The 18,937-nt window shown below is 59.7% G+C and carries 18 protein-coding genes and 2 pseudogenes; 9 read left to right on the top strand and 11 right to left on the bottom strand.

From position 1 onward, the window contains the following. Nucleotides 1–574: 574 nt before the first annotated feature. The 3 genes and pseudogenes from J2X67_RS27465 to J2X67_RS27455 form a co-directional block, all read right to left on the bottom strand. Nucleotides 575–1,609: pseudogene (locus J2X67_RS27465) on the bottom strand (IS110 family transposase). 229 nt (nucleotides 1,610–1,838) lie between these two features. Then, nucleotides 1,839–2,759, bottom strand: coding sequence for an NAD(P)-dependent oxidoreductase (locus tag J2X67_RS27460; protein WP_309958147.1), 921 nt, complete (start codon nucleotides 2,757–2,759; stop codon nucleotides 1,839–1,841). 292 nt (nucleotides 2,760–3,051) lie between these two features. Further along, nucleotides 3,052–3,600 carry a DUF4865 family protein gene (locus tag J2X67_RS27455; RefSeq protein ID WP_309958150.1) on the bottom strand — a complete coding sequence of 183 codons (549 nt, stop codon included), beginning with the start codon at nucleotides 3,598–3,600 and terminating at the stop codon, nucleotides 3,052–3,054. Between the two features lie 316 nt (nucleotides 3,601–3,916). Here J2X67_RS27455 and J2X67_RS27785 point away from each other — a divergent pair. Continuing rightward, nucleotides 3,917–4,288: pseudogene (locus tag J2X67_RS27785) on the top strand (IS3 family transposase); the annotation flags it as partial. 214 nt (nucleotides 4,289–4,502) lie between these two features. On the opposite strand, the gene alr reads toward J2X67_RS27785, so the two are convergent. After that, nucleotides 4,503–5,618, bottom strand: coding sequence for an alanine racemase (alr, locus tag J2X67_RS27440; protein ID WP_309958149.1), 1,116 nt, complete (start codon nucleotides 5,616–5,618; stop codon nucleotides 4,503–4,505). Between the two features lie 8 nt (nucleotides 5,619–5,626). Continuing rightward, entirely contained in the window at nucleotides 5,627–7,078 is a 1,452-nt protein-coding gene (locus J2X67_RS27435) for an aldehyde dehydrogenase family protein (RefSeq protein ID WP_309958146.1), read from the bottom strand. A 205-nt stretch (nucleotides 7,079–7,283) separates the two neighbouring features. Between J2X67_RS27435 and J2X67_RS27430 the strand changes: the two genes are divergently transcribed. Next, complete coding sequence (locus J2X67_RS27430) at nucleotides 7,284–8,255, top strand: LysR substrate-binding domain-containing protein (protein WP_309958145.1); 972 nt, start codon at nucleotides 7,284–7,286, stop codon at nucleotides 8,253–8,255. Between the two features lie 5 nt (nucleotides 8,256–8,260). Here J2X67_RS27430 and J2X67_RS27425 read toward each other — a convergent pair whose 3' ends face one another. Next, complete coding sequence (locus J2X67_RS27425) at nucleotides 8,261–9,193, bottom strand: LysR substrate-binding domain-containing protein (RefSeq protein ID WP_309958143.1); 933 nt, start codon at nucleotides 9,191–9,193, stop codon at nucleotides 8,261–8,263. 111 nt (nucleotides 9,194–9,304) lie between these two features. Here J2X67_RS27425 and J2X67_RS27420 point away from each other — a divergent pair, with 111 nt between their 5' ends. The 6 genes from J2X67_RS27420 (at nucleotide 9,305) to J2X67_RS27395 (ending at nucleotide 14,754) form a co-directional block, all read left to right on the top strand. After that, nucleotides 9,305–10,372, top strand: coding sequence for a beta-eliminating lyase-related protein (locus tag J2X67_RS27420; protein WP_309958142.1), 1,068 nt, complete (start codon nucleotides 9,305–9,307; stop codon nucleotides 10,370–10,372). Continuing rightward, complete coding sequence (locus J2X67_RS27415) at nucleotides 10,293–11,450, top strand: transporter substrate-binding domain-containing protein (RefSeq protein WP_309958141.1); 1,158 nt, start codon at nucleotides 10,293–10,295, stop codon at nucleotides 11,448–11,450. The genes J2X67_RS27420 and J2X67_RS27415 overlap by 80 nt, the downstream gene beginning before the upstream one ends. A gap of 66 nt (nucleotides 11,451–11,516) precedes the next feature. Continuing rightward, nucleotides 11,517–12,632 carry an ABC transporter permease subunit gene (locus J2X67_RS27410; RefSeq protein ID WP_309958140.1) on the top strand — a complete coding sequence of 372 codons (1,116 nt, stop codon included), beginning with the start codon at nucleotides 11,517–11,519 and terminating at the stop codon, nucleotides 12,630–12,632. Beyond that, entirely contained in the window at nucleotides 12,629–13,639 is a 1,011-nt protein-coding gene (locus J2X67_RS27405; RefSeq protein WP_309958138.1) for an amino acid ABC transporter permease, read from the top strand. Before J2X67_RS27410 ends, J2X67_RS27405 begins: the two co-directional genes overlap by 4 nt. Nucleotides 13,640–13,676: 37 nt before the next feature. Next, nucleotides 13,677–14,444, top strand: a complete 768-nt coding sequence (locus tag J2X67_RS27400; protein WP_309958136.1) for an amino acid ABC transporter ATP-binding protein — start codon at nucleotides 13,677–13,679, stop codon at nucleotides 14,442–14,444. A 97-nt stretch (nucleotides 14,445–14,541) separates the two neighbouring features. Next, nucleotides 14,542–14,754, top strand: coding sequence for a 4a-hydroxytetrahydrobiopterin dehydratase (locus tag J2X67_RS27395; protein WP_309958135.1), 213 nt, complete (start codon nucleotides 14,542–14,544; stop codon nucleotides 14,752–14,754). A 230-nt stretch (nucleotides 14,755–14,984) separates the two neighbouring features. Here J2X67_RS27395 and J2X67_RS27390 read toward each other — a convergent pair whose 3' ends face one another. Together J2X67_RS27390 and J2X67_RS27385 are read right to left on the bottom strand one after the other, a co-directional pair. Continuing rightward, the gene (locus tag J2X67_RS27390) at nucleotides 14,985–15,311 is read right to left on the bottom strand and encodes a sensor histidine kinase (RefSeq protein ID WP_309958134.1); all 327 of its coding nucleotides are present in this window, start codon (nucleotides 15,309–15,311) and stop codon (nucleotides 14,985–14,987) included. After that, nucleotides 15,263–16,021, bottom strand: a complete 759-nt coding sequence (locus J2X67_RS27385; RefSeq protein ID WP_309958132.1) for a histidine kinase dimerization/phospho-acceptor domain-containing protein — start codon at nucleotides 16,019–16,021, stop codon at nucleotides 15,263–15,265. Before J2X67_RS27385 ends, J2X67_RS27390 begins: the two co-directional genes overlap by 49 nt. A gap of 163 nt (nucleotides 16,022–16,184) precedes the next feature. Between J2X67_RS27385 and J2X67_RS27380 the strand changes: the two genes are divergently transcribed. Further along, the gene (locus tag J2X67_RS27380; RefSeq protein ID WP_309958131.1) at nucleotides 16,185–16,541 is read left to right on the top strand and encodes a response regulator; all 357 of its coding nucleotides are present in this window, start codon (nucleotides 16,185–16,187) and stop codon (nucleotides 16,539–16,541) included. A 30-nt stretch (nucleotides 16,542–16,571) separates the two neighbouring features. On the opposite strand, the gene tnpC is transcribed toward J2X67_RS27380, so the two are convergent. From tnpC to J2X67_RS27365, 3 genes are read right to left on the bottom strand one after another with little or no spacing between them, the layout of a single operon-like run. Continuing rightward, nucleotides 16,572–18,143, bottom strand: coding sequence for an IS66 family transposase (tnpC, locus tag J2X67_RS27375; RefSeq protein WP_409050550.1), 1,572 nt, complete (start codon nucleotides 18,141–18,143; stop codon nucleotides 16,572–16,574). A 57-nt stretch (nucleotides 18,144–18,200) separates the two neighbouring features. Next, on the bottom strand, nucleotides 18,201–18,587 hold the full coding sequence (tnpB, locus tag J2X67_RS27370) for an IS66 family insertion sequence element accessory protein TnpB (RefSeq protein ID WP_258504173.1): 387 nt from the start codon (nucleotides 18,585–18,587) through the stop codon (nucleotides 18,201–18,203). Further along, nucleotides 18,530–18,877 (bottom strand): transposase, encoded by a 348-nt coding sequence (locus J2X67_RS27365; RefSeq protein WP_309958130.1) that lies wholly within the window; start codon nucleotides 18,875–18,877, stop codon nucleotides 18,530–18,532. The genes tnpB and J2X67_RS27365 overlap by 58 nt, the downstream gene beginning before the upstream one ends. Nucleotides 18,878–18,937 lie beyond the last annotated feature (60 nt).

Here is an 18,937-nt window from a genome sequence, read left to right as displayed (position 1 = left end):
CAGGCCTTGGCTCGAAGCAAGTCGCGCTCGGCGCCCGTGAAAGGACGTTGATCGTGCTCGAGTTGAGGCCGTACTTCCCTCTCGCCGATCTGCTGGCTATGTTCGCGAGGATTGCCTGAGACAGCTCATCGGCAACGATCGACCATGGGTTGTTCCATTCGTCGGTCAGCTTCTGGGTGAATATGTCATCGAGATCGTGGAAGCCATTGCTGCCGCTGTCTCTGACGCTGACCCTGAGCCGCTCTCTGCATTCGCGCGCGAGAACCCCGCCTTTATGGCGACCACAAGACGGCGGGCTACAAGCTACTGGGACTGCTACTACCGCAGGCGCTTCCCAACGCTGCAGTCCTATCCGGCCTTCGTTGCACTCGAAGCAATCGAAAAAAGGGCACGCGCGTCGTAGTCATCTCGTGAGGTCAAGATGTGTTTGCAGTACGCATACGCTTACACGCACTCGAGGTGCTACGCGCGGTGCGGGCTTTGCCAGTCACGGTCCAACCTGTCTTGCCATCACTTCATGATCGCCTGAGCAATCGGTGGTTCGTTCTCCCTGATGTCGTTGCTTTTCAGATAGTCAACCGGTCGTTGGCTGGCGGACGTAACCGGCGTCGAAGTTGCGGCCGTGCGCCAGCAGAGCCCAGACGATCCGAGCATTCTTGTTTGCCAGCGCGACCGGCGCTATGTTCTTGTTGCGCCGATTGACCACGCCGGCGATCCAGCCACATGCCTCAGCCTTCTGGCCGACTCGGTAGATCACCGAGCGCGCGCCGTGTATCAGAAGCGTTCGAAGGTAGGTGTCGCCCCGCTTACTCATCCCCAGTAGGCCGGCCTTGCCGCCCGAACAGTGCTGCTTCGGCACGAGGCCAAGCCACGCTGCCACCTGACGACCGCTGTCAAAGTTCTTCGCATCTCCGATTGAGGCGACCAGCGCGCCGGCCGTGATCGGCCCGATGCCCGGAACTTCGGCGAGTTTGCGACTGAGCTCACTGCCTCGGTGCCATGCCTGAATCTTTGCTTCGAGTTCTTCGACTTGGCGGTCCAGGTCCTTGAAGTGATCGAGCAACCGTTGCACCAGCAGTCGAAACGCGCCAGGGAGGTCGTTGGCGCCGTCTTCGATCAGTTCAGGAACACGGTTAGCGATGTATCCGATGCCCTACGGGATGACGATGCCAAACTCGCCGAGCAGTCCACGGATCTGGTTGGCTTGGGCCGTGCGCGCCCTGACGAAGGCTTGGCGTACGCGATGCAGGGCGAGCACCGCTTGCTGCTCGATATTCTTGACCGGCACGAAGGGCATATTGGGGCGCCCCACCGCCTCGCAAATGGCCTCAGCGTCAGCCGCGTCGTTCTTATTTGTCTTGACGTAGGGCTTGACGAACTGCGGCGCCATCAAGCGGACAGCATGACCCATTCCTTCAAGCTTGCGTGCCCAGTGGTGCGCGCTCCCGCAAGCTTCCATGCCGATGAGACACGGCGGCAGATTGACAAAGAACGCGGCGACCTGGTCGCGTCGAAGCTGCTTCTTCAGCACAGCCTTGCCGTGCTCGTCGACCCCGTGGACCTGGAACACGTTCTTTGCCAGGTCGATGCCAACAATCGTAATCTTCATGGTGGACGCCCCTTTCGGTTCAAGTGGTTGGTTACACTTCCACTTTGGCACGTTGATGCCGCGACGGGTGGGGGCGTCCATCCCATTGCCTACGATGCTGCGAACGTCCGCAACGCAGGTTCGTTGTCGATTTCAGCGGTGACGGCCTTCAAGCCCATGTCCTCCGAGGGGCCGGCGTCACGCTGTGTCATGGTCCTGCTGAAAAACAAGCAGAGAATGCACACGCAGGTTAGCTCTGACGGTTCGTTGCTGACCCGTAGGCGTCGCTACGTTGTGCAGCTGCTCTACGCCGCGTGAGTTCCACGATACGTGTTATGTCCTCGTCACCCTGCACGTAGGTGGCACTGTCCATCCACTCCCTGGTTACTGCGGAAAGAAGTGGGAGTGTCATGTCCAAGCGTTCGATGCCACATGCCGCGAGGCGAACATCCTTGCGCATCAACTTCACGGCAAACCCAAGATCGAATCGATCTTTGAGGATCCACTCAGGGTAAACGCGTTCCGTGATGAAGCTCCGACCGGTGCTGGCATTGATGACCTCGAGCAGAGATTCGGCCTCGATTCCCGAGTTCCTGGCTAGTTCGATAGCCTCGCTCGCTACCAGCAAATGTGCTGCCGCCATTAGATTGTTCACAAGCTTTACTGCGTTGCCAGCACCTGTAGGCCCTACGTGATACCGGCGTGAACTGATCGCTTTCAATACCGAGTCCGCTCGTTCCACGTCAATCACGTCGCCGCCAATCATCATCGTGAGCTGACCATTGCGGGCGGCCTCCGGGGCACCACTGACCGGCGCGTCGAGAAAGGCTATTTGCCTACCCCTCAGTTTGGCGGCCAGCCGACGCGACGTTAAAGCGTCGGAGGTGGTCGTATCGACGATAAGCTGACTCGGGCGCAGGCCTTGCTCAAGTCCATTTGGTCCCTCGACGACGACCGCGACTGCCTCGGGCGTCGGCAACGCGAGAAGAACCACATCTGCCGCTTCTGCAACGTCGGCGGGCGTTTCGACGACCGTAAGGCCAGTCGTCGCGGCGCGCCGGCGGGTCAGTTCTGTCGCCGCAGTGGCGACGACCTGAAAGCCTGAGCTCTGAAGCGCCACTGCCATCGCGGCCCCCATGTTTCCCAATCCGACTATTCCAACAATCTTCATTAGAGTACCTCTTAGTCTCACCTTACGCGAAAGAAAACGTCGCGACTGTGCACCCTAGTCGGGAGACCCTGGCTACGTCTGATCGGAGCGATCGCAATCACATTGGCTGTGGTCAGGCTACGGCAGCCGTGATATCTATCATGGAGTTAAGCTGGCTACGGCTATTTCGACGCCGTCCCATCTGGTCACGACCACTCGCAGGACCTTTGCGCTTGTTCGCTAAAGCCAAAGAGCGAAGATTCGCAGCGTTTCGTTGTCCCCGCGACACCCTTTGATCGCGACGACTAAAGAATCAGGGGCGGGAGACATGGGCAATCTCGTAAGCCTGGATATTGGCAGAACCGCTGCGTGGGTTGCTCCACGCCCGAAATCGAACAAGTGTCCAGGTAGATGGTTCAAATGCAGAAACTGCGGCAACAGCCCCTTCACTTTCGACAGCAATCTTCGCTTTCAGAGATTCCGACGCACGCAGTTCATCGAGAGCAGTGAATGGATCCAGATGGACGATCTCACGTGTTGCAAATTTGCCCAAACTGATGTTTGCATGTTCGTTTGCTACAACAAGGGGCCAAGCTCGGACGATCGGCCAGCCGAAGGATGCCACCAAGCGCTTGAATCCTTCGCTGCAGAGAAAGTCGTTCATCCCGTCTGTGTCGTGCCAAACATAAAAGGGGGCGTACAGGTTTTCGTTGCTCTTGGTGGTCGCCTCACCTTGGCGTGCGAGCGTGTAGCTCTTGAAAACCAGCGGCTTGTGGTTGTCCAGGGCATGGCCCTTCTCCGTGACGCGCCGGTCAATGATGTCCATGTCGTAGTCGGCCGGAAGCACAAAGCTGTATTGCATTGCAATCAAGATCATCTCCTTACGTATCAATGGAACCGATCATCGCCAGCCGCATGTCGCTTGAATAGCAAATTCTTTGAAAGTGAAGATTCCGCTTTGGCGAACGGTCTGCACCATGCAAACGGGTCGACTCAGCTGTTTGGATCAGACTTGCGCGGTACCAGTCCGTCTCGCACCCAGCCAGTGGGTGGCGCTGCCAGTCATGCGATCAGCTGCTCCAGCCAGGCCGCCCCGCATGACAAGCACGCAGAACACAAAGATCAGGCCCTGCACAACACCATCCATGCGCCCAGGTACCCACGCGGACAAGGCGCTCATGCGCTGGTGCTCGGACGGCTTCGAGATCAAGTGTGATTCGGGGCAGACCGTGACGCGACCTTTACCAAGGACTGCTTCGGCCGCGAGATCCTGGCCTATCGGGCATAGGAGGGCAAAGGGCTGCCGGGCGAGCCGGTGCGCGAAATGCTCATCGAGGCCATGGAGAAGCGCTTCGGCGGCGTCGATCAAGCGCGACTACGTCAGCCGCATGGACCTTACCGATGCGGCGTAGATGGCCGAAGCCTTCGAGCACTTCAATGAGGTGCATCTGCACTCGGCATTGAAGATGAAATCACCCAGGGAGTTCAGGCAGCATCGCGCTGCCCACCAGCGCCTTGCTCAGATCGAGCAGACGCTACATTGCGAATAGCCTGTGTCCTGAAATACGGGCAAGATCACTCGATCGCCATTTCTGCCGCCAAGACAGCGCCCTTGCCGACCCAAGCGGGAATGGGCCATTCATGTCAGTAAGAACACCGATTCGAACGACGCTGCCGCCGGTCTGCGCTTGCGCGCCTAGAACGGCTGCAAATCCAGCGATTACCAAAGCAACCCTCATAACATCGACCATTGATCCCTCCTCTTTAGTTGATGTAAGCCTTTGGCAGTTTTTTGACGATGCTTGTGTAGACATCTATCTCCGACACGCACCACTGCGTGGTCAGTTCGGTCAAAGTGATTTGCTGGTCTCCTTGCGCGCCGAGAAGAACTACCTCGTCTCCTACTTGCGCGTCTGGTAGATCCGTTAGGTCGATGCGAAGCAACTCAGCATGTACTGGACCGAGCACAGCAACTCGCCTTCCTCCGACCAGTACTTGCGCGAGTTTTGGCAGTGCGCGCGGATACCCATCGCTCCAGCCCAACGGGATTAGGCCAACTTTCATGTCTGCACGAATCTTGAAATACGGTGCATACAGGACCCCGTCCTCTTCAGCAATCGACTTGACCATTACGAGACGGCTCTTGATTCCGACAAGCGCGTTTCGCCATTCACGGTCTCGATCAGGAATCGCAGGAAAGGACATGCCCAGAATTAACCTGCCAGGCTCGATCCCTGTGAAATCAGCCTCTGGCTCAGCGAGGAGCGTTTCCGAACTAGAGAACATTCGGAGCGGGACGCCAAGACCATCTGCGTCCAGCAAACCGAGCGACTGCTTGAAGCTGCTTAACTGCGCCTTTGCATACATCGGGTCTTCCAGCCCATATGCGAGAAGGTGCCCATAGATACCTGCTAGGCGAAGGTGTCTGCTCTCAATGATTGCCCGAGCGAGCGCAACAATTTGACTGGGCGGGCAACCTGCGCGCAAACCACCGCACTCAACTTTCAGGAACACTTGAAGCTCGCCGCGAGAGGCACTGTCCCACCTCGCCACATCGTCGAGCGTGGAGAGGGTAGGCATAAGAGAGTACCTACGAAGAAGTTCCGCTGATTCCGGCAGGCAAGACGGGTACAGGAGGATGGGAAGAGTTACTCCTGAATCTCTACACGCGATCGCGACATCAACATTCCCAAACGCCAGACCCTCGGCACCTGCCTTCTCAACGGCTTTCGCCAGGACCGAGGCATCGCATCCGAATCCATCACACTTAAGACAGATAAAAATTGAGAGATCTCGCGCAGCCAGCTGACGCATTATTTCGAGGTTGTGCGGGACTGCCCTGAGGTCAATCTCGCACCATGTCGGTCGCACGGGCTGCATGCTCGAATTCATGTCGACAGCGTGTTCAGGTTAATGCATACGTTTCGACGCGTGGTAAAGCTCTCCAGCATCCCTTCCAGCGAATGCTCGCGCCCCATGCCGCTTTCCTTCACACCGCCGAAGGATTGTCCGGGGATGGGACCACCGCCCTGATTGATTTGCACGTAACCCGCTTCCAGCGTGCCAGCCATCTTTAGTGCACGGCCAATGTCAAGCGTCCAAACGAAGGCCGCCAGACCGTAGGGTGTGTCGTTCGCCATGCGAACGACTTCATCCTCTGTGGTCCAGGGAATCGCGACAAGCACGGGGCCAAATATTTCTTCTTGGGCAAGGCGCCAACTGTTTGACTTCGCAGCAAAAACTGTCGGCGTGACGAAGTAGCCCTCTGACAGTTGTCCATCGGTAGGCGGAAGCCCTCCCGTGATCAATTGAACCCCCTCCGTGTTCACGCCCTCCTTCAGGTATGCGCAGACTTTCTCAAACTGCCTTTCGCTGGCGAGCGCGCCGATGTCAGTTGCCTCATCGATCGGATCCCCGACCTTGAGCTCTGCAAGCATGCTGGAAAGTCGCTCCAGGAATGAATCGAAGATGCTTTCGTGGATGAAGAGACGGGTTCCAGCCGTGCACGACTGGGACTGCCGCGTAATTCGGGCCGCTGCGATGATGCCGCGCGCCACCCAGTCCTGGTCCATATCCGGAAAGACGATGCTTGGACTCTTTCCTCCGAGTTCGAGAGACACAGGAACGACGCGATCGGCTGCCGCACGCATGACATCTTTGCCCACCGAAGTGGATCCCGTGAATGTCAGCTTGCGAACGCCAGGATGAGCAGTCAGCGCCGCACCGCACTCTGCGCCGGTGCCCGTAAGGACGTTCAGCACCCCTTTGGGCAGGAACGTATTGAACAGTCGCGCGAGCTCCAGCACCGCCAACGGCGCATCTTCGGCCGCCTTCAACACCACGGTATTGCCGGCGCAAATTGCCGGCGCCAGCTTTGCTGCAGCCAGTCCAATGGGCGCATTCCAAGCGATTATCGCGCCAACCACACCGATGGGCTCACGGACGGTGTAGTTGAGCGTCTGATAGTTGAGCGGAACGGTTTCGCCCTTGAGCTCACCCGCAAGACCGCCGAAGTAGCGAAACAGTTCTGCAGCAGCCAGGACTTCCGGCCGAGCTTGCGTCCGAATCGCATTGCCGGTCTCCTGCGCCAAGGTACGTGCAATAACCTCGACGTGCTCTTCCAGAGCGTCGGCGACGCGAAGGAGACAGCGACCTCTTTCCTTGGGCGCGGTAGCGCGCCAAATGGCGAATGCCCGCCCTGCGGCAGTCACCGCGCGATCAACATCGGCCGCTGCGGCGCGCTGGACGTGGGCCAAGGTTTTGCGATTAGCGGGATTCACGACCGCGAAGGTCCTGCCATCCACGCATTCACACCACTCACCGTCCACTAGGATCAGCATTGTTCCAGCCGCGGTTGAAGAGTTCTGCCCCATTCTCAAGTCCGTTTTTTGCAATCAAGATCGGCGGAAGTCTGCCGACAGATCGCTGTTCCGTATATCAAGTAGTTTTCAATCATCGATCCACAAAAACGGGACGGAGTGCGTTTGACACAGGTTGCTTCCGCCGCGCAAAATTCGCAGAACCCGTACGAGAAAGGATGGGATCATGCGGCGTATCAGTTTTGATATCGACGTACTTCGCAGCTTCGTCACCGGTATAGAACTGGGGAGCTTTTCGAAGGCGGCCGACAAGCTCGGCCGCTCCTCGTCTGCGGTGAGCGTACAGCTCAAAAAGCTGGAAGAGCTTGTCGGGGAACCGGTGTTCCGCAAGGCGGGGCGCGGCCTTGCGCTCACCGAGACCGGCGAACTGATGCTTGCTTACGCGCGTCGAATGCTGGAGCTCAACGACGAGGCCGCCAGTGCGGTGCGAGGCGTTGAACTGGCAGGTTGCGTTCGATTGGGTCTTCAGGAGGATTTTGGGGAGGTATTGCTTCCTGAGGTATTGGGTATGTTCATGAGGGCACATCCCAAAGTTCGAGTGGAAGTGCGTGTGGCCCGCAACGCGGAACTGCTGGACCGGATTGACGTTGACAAACTGGACCTGGCGCTGGTTTGGCGCGGAGAAGGCGGTACCTGGCGCGAGTCCATCGCAGACGTGCCGATGCGATGGATAGCACCGGCTGGCCCCTACAAGGCCTGGCACGGAGCCGGCGGCGCTCCCTTACCCGTCGCAGCATTCGATATGCCGTGCTATTTCCGTTCGACCGGCGCTGCGCATCTTGACCGCGTTGGCATTGCCTGGCGCCACTCGTTCACCAGCCCAAACCTCGGCGCGCTGTGGGCGGCTGTCACTGCCGGCCTGGGGGTCACCATTCGCACGGAACTGGGACTGTCTCGACATCTCCGTGCCCTGAATCCTGGCGAGGCCGGCCTGCCCGTTTTGCCTTCATTGCCGCTAACGATGATTTATGCGCAAGAGCAAATGACGCCACCGGTCGCGAAACTGGCGGCCATTGTTTCGGAGACGGTGCGACACTCGGTCGATCACACAGCCGGCGCGTTGTTGCACGACAAAGGGGCCTTCGGCAATGTGACGAAGTCTGCTTTGGCCGATGCAGCCGTCCGGACGATGGAGTAGCCCTTTCAGGTTGTGGGGGGTTGCGCTGCTTCAACGGCGAGACTCAGCTGCAATGAACTTGCGAGAAGTTGACTCGTAAGTGCGACGATCACCGGATGTTTGGCACTGGTCTGCCGACACGCAATGAGGATGTTCCTTCGAATGGCTGGCTTGATATCCAGCGACCGGATGTCGCGCTGATGCTCCTTCAGGGACAGCCTGGGGAGGACCGAGATGGAGCAACCCAGCTTCACCAGTGAAAGTATGACGCCCAGGTTGGACGAGTATGCATTGATTTGAGGATCGAACCCGGCTTCCTTGCACGCTTTTATGATCACGCTCGAGTAAGCGTGGTTGGCCAGGTCTATGGCCCACATCTCGTCCTTCAGTTCGCGCATGCTCACAGTCCGTCTTGCGGCCAGTCTGTGCTCCCTGGACACCACGACCTTCAAGGTGTCCGTGGACAACGGAATCATTTGAATCCCGTCGTCTTTTTCTTGTGTGAGAAACGTCAGGTCATCGACTATTGCCACATCAACTTTCCACGCTCTCAATGACGCCATGCCAGCCGTAGACTCCAGCTCCTCGAACACAATCCGAAGCTTGGGATAGCTCTGGGAGATTGCCCGAATGACATGCGGCAACAGTGCAGCCGCAATGGACGAAAAGGCACCCACACGCAAAACGCCAGACACCTCTCCCTTGAGTCCAGCCATCTCCGCGGCCGCCTCATCGAGGACCGCGACGACTTTTTCCGCATAAAAGGCCAGACGCTTCCCCTCATGCGTTAGCCGGATACGTCGACCGTTTCGCTCAACCAGGGGGAGCCCGGTTTCCTCTTCGAGATATGTGACGTGCTGGGAGATTGCCGATGGCGTCACACACAGGACTTCAGCCACCTCTGCCATCGTTTCGCGCACCATGAGTTCGCGCATTGTCCGCAGCCGGGTGATGTCCATAAAACCCCTTCACCAATTAGCGTTCTTAACTAGGCAGTTGAGAAAAACTAAGTTTACGTAAACGTTCGGCGTTTATAGCATGGCTTCCTCAGCCCTTGAAACGCCGATGTCATGAACTTCTTATCTGATGGAACTGCCTACGCTGCCGACGAGGTCATGGCACGACTCACGGCCTACCGGCCTCGCACATCCGCGGTTTTCGAGTCCGATCCGGTCACATTCGCCCTTCGACAGAAAGTCAGCGATATCTTCGAACGCGAGGTCGATGTTTTTCCCGTTACCACAGGCACGGCGGCCAACAGCCTGGCCATAGCTGCGCTCACAAAGCCATACGGCTCGGTTTTGTGTCACTGGGATGCCCACATCGACACGGATGAATGTGGCGGGCCGGTCATGTTCTCCGGTGGGGTGAAGTTGACAGGTCTCGACGGCGAGCACGGAAAAATCGATCGGGTGGCGCTGATCCGTGCCCTGGAGTCAGCGCGGGTCGGTGTGGTCCATCGCGTACAACCGATGGTTCTGAGCATCACTCAATCCACAGAAGCGGGGACGATCTACACCCCGGATGAACTGCGCGATTTGACCGCGGTTGCCAAACGGCGTGGTTTGCGCGTGCACATGGATGGCGCCCGCTTCGCAAATGCCCTCGCCGCTACTGGTGCGGCGCCGGCGGAACTATCGTGGAAAGCCGGCATTGACATTCTCTGCTTGGGCGCGACCAAGAACGGGGCGATTGCGGCGGAAGCGATCATCGTCTTCGATCGCAGCGTGTCCGAGCACCTGCGGTTCCTGCAAAAGCGCAGCGGACACTTTGTCGCCAAGTCCGCACTTATCTCCACCCAGCTCGACGCCTACCTGACCGACGACCTATGGCTGAAAAATGCCACGCACGCTAATCGTCTCGGGCAGAAACTGGCTTCGGTGTTGAGGAAATTCCCCGAAATCGCATTTGTCAATGAGCCCCAAGCGAACCAGTCATTTGTCGCGATGCCTGACGAACTTCTTCAGTACCTCCTGGAAGCCAGAGTTCAATTCAATCAAGACTGGCGAACCGCACCCGTTCGGCATCACCGCTTCTCCGCTTCGTTCCGGACAACCGATGAAGAAATCGATGAACTTGACGCGCTTGCTGCGTCTTGGATATCTCGGCGCTCTCGTGTCACACGCGCCAGTTCCTGAGCCTCGTTGCCTTGGCCCCATCACTCAACCAGAAGGACTAAGAATGTTGCGACACATCATTTCAAATGTACTGCTCGCCGTGGCCGGCGCGACCCTTGCGCTCCCTGTGCCGGCGTCTGTTCTCGATACGGTCAAGCAGCGTGGCGTGCTGAACTGCGGCACGGACAATGCTGCGCCTGGTTTTGGCTATCTGAACACCAAGACCCGCGATCTTGAAGGTATGGACGTCGACCTTTGTCGGGCAATTGCCGCTGCGATCTTCGGAGACGCACAGAAGGTGAAGTTTGTCGCAGTGACGGACAAGAACCGCTTCAACGTCCTTTTATCCAATCAAGCGGATGTGGTATTTGCGCACACCACCATCATTCCCGTTCGGGAATCCGCAGTCGCTGTCGATTTTCTTCCCACGACCTTCTATGACGGAGCGGGCATCATGGTCAAGTCGACCACGAAGGTTCGGGCGGCGAAGGAACTTGACGGCGCCACGCTATGCACGGTTCAAGGCTCTGGACTCGAAACCATTCTGGCCAACTTCATCGTCACTCACAGATGGAAGCCGAGCACAAAGGTCCTCACCTATGAGAATTTTGACAAGCTCTTTGCGGGATTGAGCGCCGGACGGTGCACGGCAATGGCCGCGGATCGTTCCTCACTTGCGGCGTGGAGAGGAAGTGCCAGCAAGCCCGACGACTTCGTCATCCTGCCGGACATTTTGAGCAAATCCCCCTTCGCCGGTTTTGTGGCCCCCAACGATTCCAAATGGCGCAATACGCTACGCTGGGTGATTTACGCCCTGCTCCATGCCGAGGAGCTGGACATATCGTCCAAGAATATTGATGGCGCCTTGAAAAGCACGGATCAGGATACGCGCAGCTTCCTGGGCTTGACGGGCAGTCACGGCAAGAACTTTGACCTGCCACCCAACTTCGTCGAAAACATCATCCGCTCCGTCGGCAACTACGGCGAGATCTACGACCGTAACCTGGGACCAGCTTCCTCCTATGCCATCCCTCGCAAGGGTTCACTGAACGAACTCTGGGGAAAGGGCGGCCTCTTGTACTCGCCGCCTTGGCTGTAACCGTTCAAGCCAGCGCCGAACTACCTTCACCTCATGCCAACACCACGCCAACGATCCGCACTTCGCGTGGGCACCATCGCCGTCGGCGTGGTGACAGTCAGTGCGGCGCTCTATCTTTCCTATCAGACGCTTGAAACAGTTAGCCAGCGGCTGGATTTCGGGTTCCTTGTGCGGGCAGCTGGCGTGGAAATAAGCGAGGGCTACACGCTTGACAAGGTGGAAGGCACCTTGACTTGGCTGCCGTTCGTGTCCAGCCATACAAACTGGCAAGCGTTGCTCACGGGTGGGTTCAATACCCTCAAGATTGCAATCTTTGCCATTGTCTTCAGCACCCTCCTCGGTGTTGCCGTCGCGCTAGGCCGTATCTCGACCAATTGGCTGCTGCGCCAATTCTGCTTCGGCTACGTCGAAGTCATTCGAAACACGCCTTTGCTCATCCAGCTCGTCTTCTGGTACTTTGCGGTGCTTCTGAAGCTGCCTCTTCTTGCAGACGCTGCAGACTTGTACGGATTCGCCATCGCGAGCAGGCAGGGCCTGGTGTTTCCCTCCTTCCACCTCGATCCGGGGCTACCTGGACTGGGAAAATCCGGTGCCTTTTTCACGCTTGCTGTAGCCGGACTGATGATCGCATTGGGCCAAAAGAAGAAGATGGCCGGGCTCACTGTCGCATGGTGGGGCGCGTTGTTGGGCGCTACGGTCGCTGTGCTTCTTTTGAGGCTCGAATTCCCCAAGCTTGAAGCATTCGACACGGCCGGCGGAAGCAAACTCAGCCCTGAATTCAGTGCGCTTTTCCTCGCACTGAGCATCAACACCGCGGCTTTCATCGCGGAAGCGGTTCGCGGTGCCATTTTTTCCCTTCCGCGCGGCCAATGGGAGGCCGCCGGGGCTCTCGGACTGAGTCGCAGATCGGTCCAGCGCGACATCGTCATACCGCAAGTGTTTCGTATTGTGCTTCCATCGCTGGGCAATCAATACATCAGCCTCACGAAGAGCACGTCATTCGGCATCGCAATTGGGTACCCGGACCTCTTCAACATCTATGGAACCATCGCGAATCAGACAGGACGGACCGTAGAAGGCATTCTGGTGGTCATCCTGGTGTATGTGCTTCTGAGTTGGCTCATTAGCAGCAGCGTCAACCTGTTGAATCGGCGCCTGAGCGCCCGAGGGGGTAGTCGATGACTCGCAAATGGATCGCAGTCCTGATGCATCACCAGTTTCGCAACTGGTCCGATTCAATCGTCACCGTTGCGCTCTTTGTCAGCGCAGTTCTTGCCGTTCGTCGAGTAGCAGCATGGTTGTTACATGAGGCTGATGGACACGCTCTCACAAGCAATGTGCGATTCCTTCTGGCAGGTCTGGCCCCTCTACAGTACGAGCCGCGGCTCATTTTCAGCGCGGTCTTGCTGGTTGCATTGGGCGGCTGCTTGTTCTGGCAGCAGAACAGTCGATGGACACGACAAGCTGCATGGCCGCTCTTCCTTGCATGGGCTGCATCGGTTCTTGCCGCCCTTGTGCCTATCGGCCTGGACAGGCTGGGCGGGCTGGTGCTGAGCGTGGTCATCACATGCCTCGTCACCTTGATCAGCCTGCCGTTGGGTGTCTTGCTGGCATTGGGCCGGCGCAGCAAGGTCAGGCTCCTGAGTCTTATTTGCGCTGGATATGTGGAGCTGATGCGCTCACTTCCGCTTCTTCTGGTCATCTATCTAATCTGGGTCGCAATTCCGTTGCTTTCGCCCGGATATGTCCCTCATGACCTCTTTCGCGGTTTGGCGGCGCTGGCGTTGTTCTTCGCAGCGTATGTGTCGGAGTACGTCAGAAGTGGCCTTCAAAGTGTTCCGAAGGGGCAGCTTGACGCTGCCTATGCGCTGGGGCTAGGGACTTTCGATGTCAATCGGGACGTCGTCTTTCCTCAAGCGCTGCGGGTTGTTGTACCGACGATCGCAGGAAATGTTCTAGACATCTTCAACGCAACGCCGTTGCTTTTCATTATTGGCATGACCGACTTTCTGAGGGCCGGGCAACTCATTCTTGCAAACCCCGCCTATACCGGCAAAGAGCTGGAGATCTACGGATTTCTCGCGCTCATCTATTTCGCTGTCGGCTCGCTGCTCACATTCGTATCCCGCCGCCTGGAAGATCGCGTTCATGAGGCTTCGCATCGAAAACACAACACCTTCTATGCCTGATCAAGGGAATGGCCGTCATCCCAACACGAAATGCTCTATGAACGACTTGCTTGCCACCATTCGCATTGAGGGACTTCGGAAGAGCTTCGGAAAACACCAGGTCCTCGATGGCGTCAGCATGTCCGTTGCCGCCGGCGAAGTCGTCGTTGTCATTGGGGCGAGCGGATCGGGCAAGTCCACATTGATCCGATGTATCAACGGGCTTGAGCAGTTCCAGGGCGGCCGAATCGCGATCAACGGATTCTCGCTTGGTCCCGATCACACCCAGCCTGGGGGCTCTCAGGGAATACTCACCGAGATCCGAAAGGAAGTCGGCATGGTGTTCCAGCAGTTCAACCTGTTCCCGCACATGACGGCGGTTGACAACGTCGCACTGGGTCCCATGCGGGTACGAAAACTGCCAGAGGCGGCTGCCAAAGCCCGCGCGGAAAAACTTCTGGCGCGAGTGGGACTGAAGGAGCATGCCCACAAATATCCTGCTCAGCTTTCCGGCGGACAGCAGCAACGGGTCGCGATCGCGAGAGCGCTTGCAATGGAGCCTCGGGTGATGCTGTTTGACGAGCCGACATCTGCGCTTGACCCGGAGATGATCGGGGAGGTGTTGGATGTCGTCCGAGCGCTTGCCGCCGAGAACATGACAATGGTGATCGTCACACACGAGATGGGCTTCGCCAAGGAGGTGGCTGATCGGGTGATCTATATGGACCACGGGCGCATTCTTGAGCAAGGCCATCCGACAGCCCTGTTCGACAATCCCATCGAGCCGCGCACCCGGACCTTCCTGTCGCGGGTGCTGAAGCACTAAGCGGGCGCTTGTGCACAGACACCACTTCACCGGGACATTGTTTCAGCTCGCGGCCCTGTTCCTGCCGCCTGAGCGCCACCTTGCATAGGGGATCTATATGGGTCGCTTTGCACATTCGGACATCGAGGCCGCGACTTCCGAACTCTCCAACTGGCATTTCGATCCCGATCGCGGCGGGCTTATCCGTCGCAATTTTGAATTTGCCGATTTCATACAGGCTTTTGGCTTCATGACACAGATCGCAATGGATGCGGAAAGGCGTGGAGTATGCGTCCAGCCAAGTCATCTTGACCGGTTGCACCCAAGCTAAATGGCCTGCTCCTGGAGCCATCGTTGAAGATGCTCGCTCGCGAGCACTCTGGCGTCCTCGACCAACTCGAAGTCTCCTGGTTCAGGGGCAGGCCCATGACCGCGGAAGTAAGCGAGCAGCTTCAGGTGCAAGTGCCACTCAGCCTCACGGGTGAGGCTCTCCATCTGTTCCCACAACTGCAGCGATGGCGGTGTGAGAGGCACAGCGCGACTCCGCGTGAAGCCTGGCAATCAGCCCGCTTCCCCGCCGTCCCCTCGCGAACCCGCTTTCGGCAGTTCGATGGTGAACCGCACCCGCCCCGCCGCGCAGGTGCCAACCGTCTCCCCGCCGTGCGCCCTGGCGATCTGCCTGGCGATGAACAGCCCCAGACCCAGGTGCGTTCGTTCGGCCGCCGCGGAGGGCATGTCGCGCTGGCGCAGCGGCTCGAACAACATCTCGATGTCTTCCGAGGGGATCTCGCCCGCGTTCTCCACCGAGATGCGAACGGATGAGTCGCCTCCTTCGATCCTCACCATGGCCTGCCCGGAAGGTTCCCCATGCTTGACCGCGTTCGACACGAGGTTCCCGAGCGCTTCGCGCACGCGGGACGCGTCGAAGGCCCCTTCGGTTCCCCATGCACCTCGAAGGCGATCTCGGCTCCGGGGTGGCCAACCCGGAGCAGTTCCAGTTCTTCGGCACAGGCCGCGGCGAGGTCGACCGGAGCCCGCCGCAGCACCATGCCGGCGCCGAAGCTGGCCCGGCTGTACTCCAGCAGCGAGTCCAGCAGGGATGCAAGGCGCTTCACGCCGCGAGAGAGCAGCGCCGTCTGCGCCGCGGGCGCGACCGCTTCCGCGCGCATCAACTCGACCGTCAGCGCGACCGAATTGAGCGGACCGCGAAGGTCGTGCCCAAGGATCCCGAGGAAGAGCTGCCGCCAGCGCTCACGCTCCTGTGCATAGAACTGCACCGACTCGGCCACGGCCTGGTCGATCGCTTCGTTGAAGCGGGTGATCTCATCAATGGCATCGGGCCCGGGCGGGTGTGCGTCGCCCCAGAGGCGAAGGATCGAGGAGCGCAGCGCCCGGAACTCAGCCACAAGCTGCTCAATCGAGATGCCCCTGCGCGCGCGCAACAGCCCATGCGTCTGGGCCGAGGTCTGCGACGACGGCGTTGGTGCTTCGCCATGGGACCTCGCAATCGACTCCGTCCTACTTTGGGGATCCCGCAAGTCCGCTGAAATCGCCTCCAGCAGTTGCGGCAGGTGATCCCTCAGCGCCGGCTCGTCCATCTCGCAGCGCCGGAATGGTGCGGGCGAAGGCGACGGCCGCCTCGAGGATGGGTTCTCTGGCGGACTCCAGGAACGTGGCAAGTTGCATGTCGGTGGGTGAAGGAAGGCGAATGGAAACCTTACAGCAAAGTCATCAGGAAGCAAGAGTCCTATGACACAGCCGGTGATCCTCATCGCCGACGACGAAGCCGAGGCCGCGGACTTGCTCGGCCTGCTGCTCGGGCTTCATCTTCCCCAGGCCGCGGTGCGCGTGGCCCATGGAGGCCAAGCCGGGCTCGATCTGGCGATCCGGGAGCGGCCGGACGCAGCCGTTCTCGACCTGGAAATGCCGGGCCTGGACGGCGAAGCGCTCGCGTTCGCTCTGCGCGCGGCCTATCCTGATGCTGCGCCGCTGCTGATCGCGTTGTCGGGCAACGTGGTGCGGCTCGCTCAGATCCAAGGCAACGGCGCGTTCGACCACCACTTCGGCAAACCTGCCGATGTGGACGGCCTTGTCGGCTTGCTGAAGGTTCTTTGCTGAGCAGGGGGCCATCGACCGCACGGCCGCGATTCAGTTTGCAGCCAATGGCTGCCAGCGATGAGGCAATAGTTCTGCGACGCGACTGGCCGGCTGCGTGGGTAGCCGCTCGATAACGTCCTTGAAGTACGCGTGCGGCTCGTGACCATTGAGCCGCGCGGAGTGCACCAGGCTCATGACGGCTGCGGCCCGCTGGCCGGCGCGTAGCGATCCGGCGAAGAGCCAGTTTGATCGACCCAGCGCGATCGGCCGGATCTGGTTCTGCACCCGATTGTTGTCGGCGGGCAGATCGCCGTCGTCGATGTAGCGCGTCAGGGCCACCCAGCGCTTCAGGCTGTAGTCGATGGCTTTGGCTGTGGCCGAGCCCTCTGGCACCCGCTGTCGCTGCGCGGTGAGCCATTGATGCATTGCGTCGGCTACCTTACGCGATCGCTCCTGGCGGACGCGCTTGCGGTCCGCGGTTGCCAGTTCGCCGACGGCTCGCTCGATGTCGTAGAGCTCACCGAAGAACTTCAGCGCCTGCTCGCCAACCTGGCTGGCGTGGGCGATCCACAGCTCATGGAACTTGCGCCGTGCGTGCGCCAGGCAGCCGGCTTCGGTGACGCCCAGCTCGAAGCACGCCTTGTAGCCACTGAAGTCGTCGCACACCAGTGTGCCGCGCCAGCCATGCTCGCCCGGCAGTCCGAGGAAGGCGCGCGCATGCTGGCCGCCGCGGCTGTCGACGAAGTCGAACACCACCGCGCGCAGCGCGCTGTAGCTGGTCGTGCAGTAGCTCCAGAGGTAAGCCCGGTGTGTCTTGCCGTTGCCGGGCTTGAGCATCGCTACGGGGGTCTCGTCGGCATGCAGCACGCGGTCTTCGAGCATCTCGCGCTTGAGCGCGTCGACCAGAGGCTGCAGCTGCACGCCGCACTGTCCAACCCAACTGGCCAGTGTCGAGCGTGGAATGGCGAGGCCCGCGCGAGCGAAGATGGCTTCCTGCCTGTACAGCGGCAAGTGGTCCAGGTACTTGCCCACCAGCACCTGCGAGAGCAGCCCAGCCGTCGGGATGCCCTTGTCGATGATGTGCGGGGCGACGGGCGCCTGCACCAGCGTCTCGCAGTTCGTGCAGACCCACTTGCCGCGCACGTGGCGCTCGACGCTGAACACCCCAGGACGGTAGTCGAGCTTCTCGGCCACATCCTCCCCGATGCGCCGGAGCGTGCAGCCGCAGGCACAGGTGGTGCTCTCGGGTTCGTGGCGGATCTCCCGGCGCGGCAAGTGCGCGGGCAGTGCCTGGCGCTTGGGCTGTTGCTTCTCACGCTGCGCAGACGGCATGGTCGCGAGTTGTTCTAGCTCACGCTCCATCGCTGCCAAGTCGGCGTCGATGGTCTCTTCCAGCAGGGTCTTCTGTTCGGCGTTGAAGGCTTCCGACTTGGCGGCGAACTTCAGTCGCTTGAGCACGGCCATCTCGTGCGTGAGCTTGTCGATGGCCGCTTGCTTGAACGCGATCTCGTGGTCGCGGCGTGCGATCTTGAGCTTGTCGGCTGCAGCCCCTCTCCTCAGGGAGAGGACCATCTCGCGCAGTTGCTGCGCGTCCAGGTGGTCAAGGTCGGCCGTGTCGATCACGGAAGGTGATGGTGCCCCAGCGTGCGGGCCCACGCATCAGCACATTCGGCAATTGCACTACAGCACGCAGATCACCCCAGCTTCGCCGATACGCTGCCACGGCAGTCCGAGCACCAGTGCATCGAACTGGGGAGGGGTCAGGCTGAGCGTGGTGCCGCTGTCCTTGGGCCAGACGAACTTGCCCTGGTGCAGGCGTCGTGCCGACAGCCAGATGCCGATGCCGTCGTGCACCAGCACCTTCATGCGATTGGCACGCCGGTTGGCGAACAGGTAGGCGTGGTGCGGGCGCGCGGCGCCGAAGACACGCACCACGCGCGCCAGCGCCGCTTCGGTGCCTGCACGCATGTCCAACGGCTCGATGGCCAGCCACAGCGCGTCGACGCGGATCACCTGAGGATCTCGCGCAGCCAGGCGGCGCATTGGCTTGATGCGCTCAGCGGCCATGTCACGTTCACCGCGATTGCGCCCCGGCGAAGCTCAAGGTGGATGTCACCTACGACCGCGGGGCCTGGCGCCAGCGTGAGCGAGACGAACTCGGCTTGCGGGTCGCCGGCCTTCGAGGCGATGCCTCCCGCGTCGACCATGCGGCGCCACTTGTGAACGAGGTTGGCGTTGAGGCCATGGGCCAGCGCCACTTGAGCCACAGACGCCCCGGGCTCTGCGCACGTTGCCAGCACTTGCCGCTTCAGATCGGCCGCGTGGCGCCGCCGGCTCACGCGCTTGGAGTCTTCCATAGGTGTCCACCTAAATCCTGATCTGAACCCCGAAACCTGGACAAACTCGAGGAATCGAAG

It is taken from the genome of Variovorax sp. 3319, assembly GCF_031456585.1.
Classification (GTDB): domain Bacteria; phylum Pseudomonadota; class Gammaproteobacteria; order Burkholderiales; family Burkholderiaceae_C; genus Variovorax; species Variovorax paradoxus_P.
This window is presented reverse-complemented; position numbering and strand designations above follow the sequence as displayed.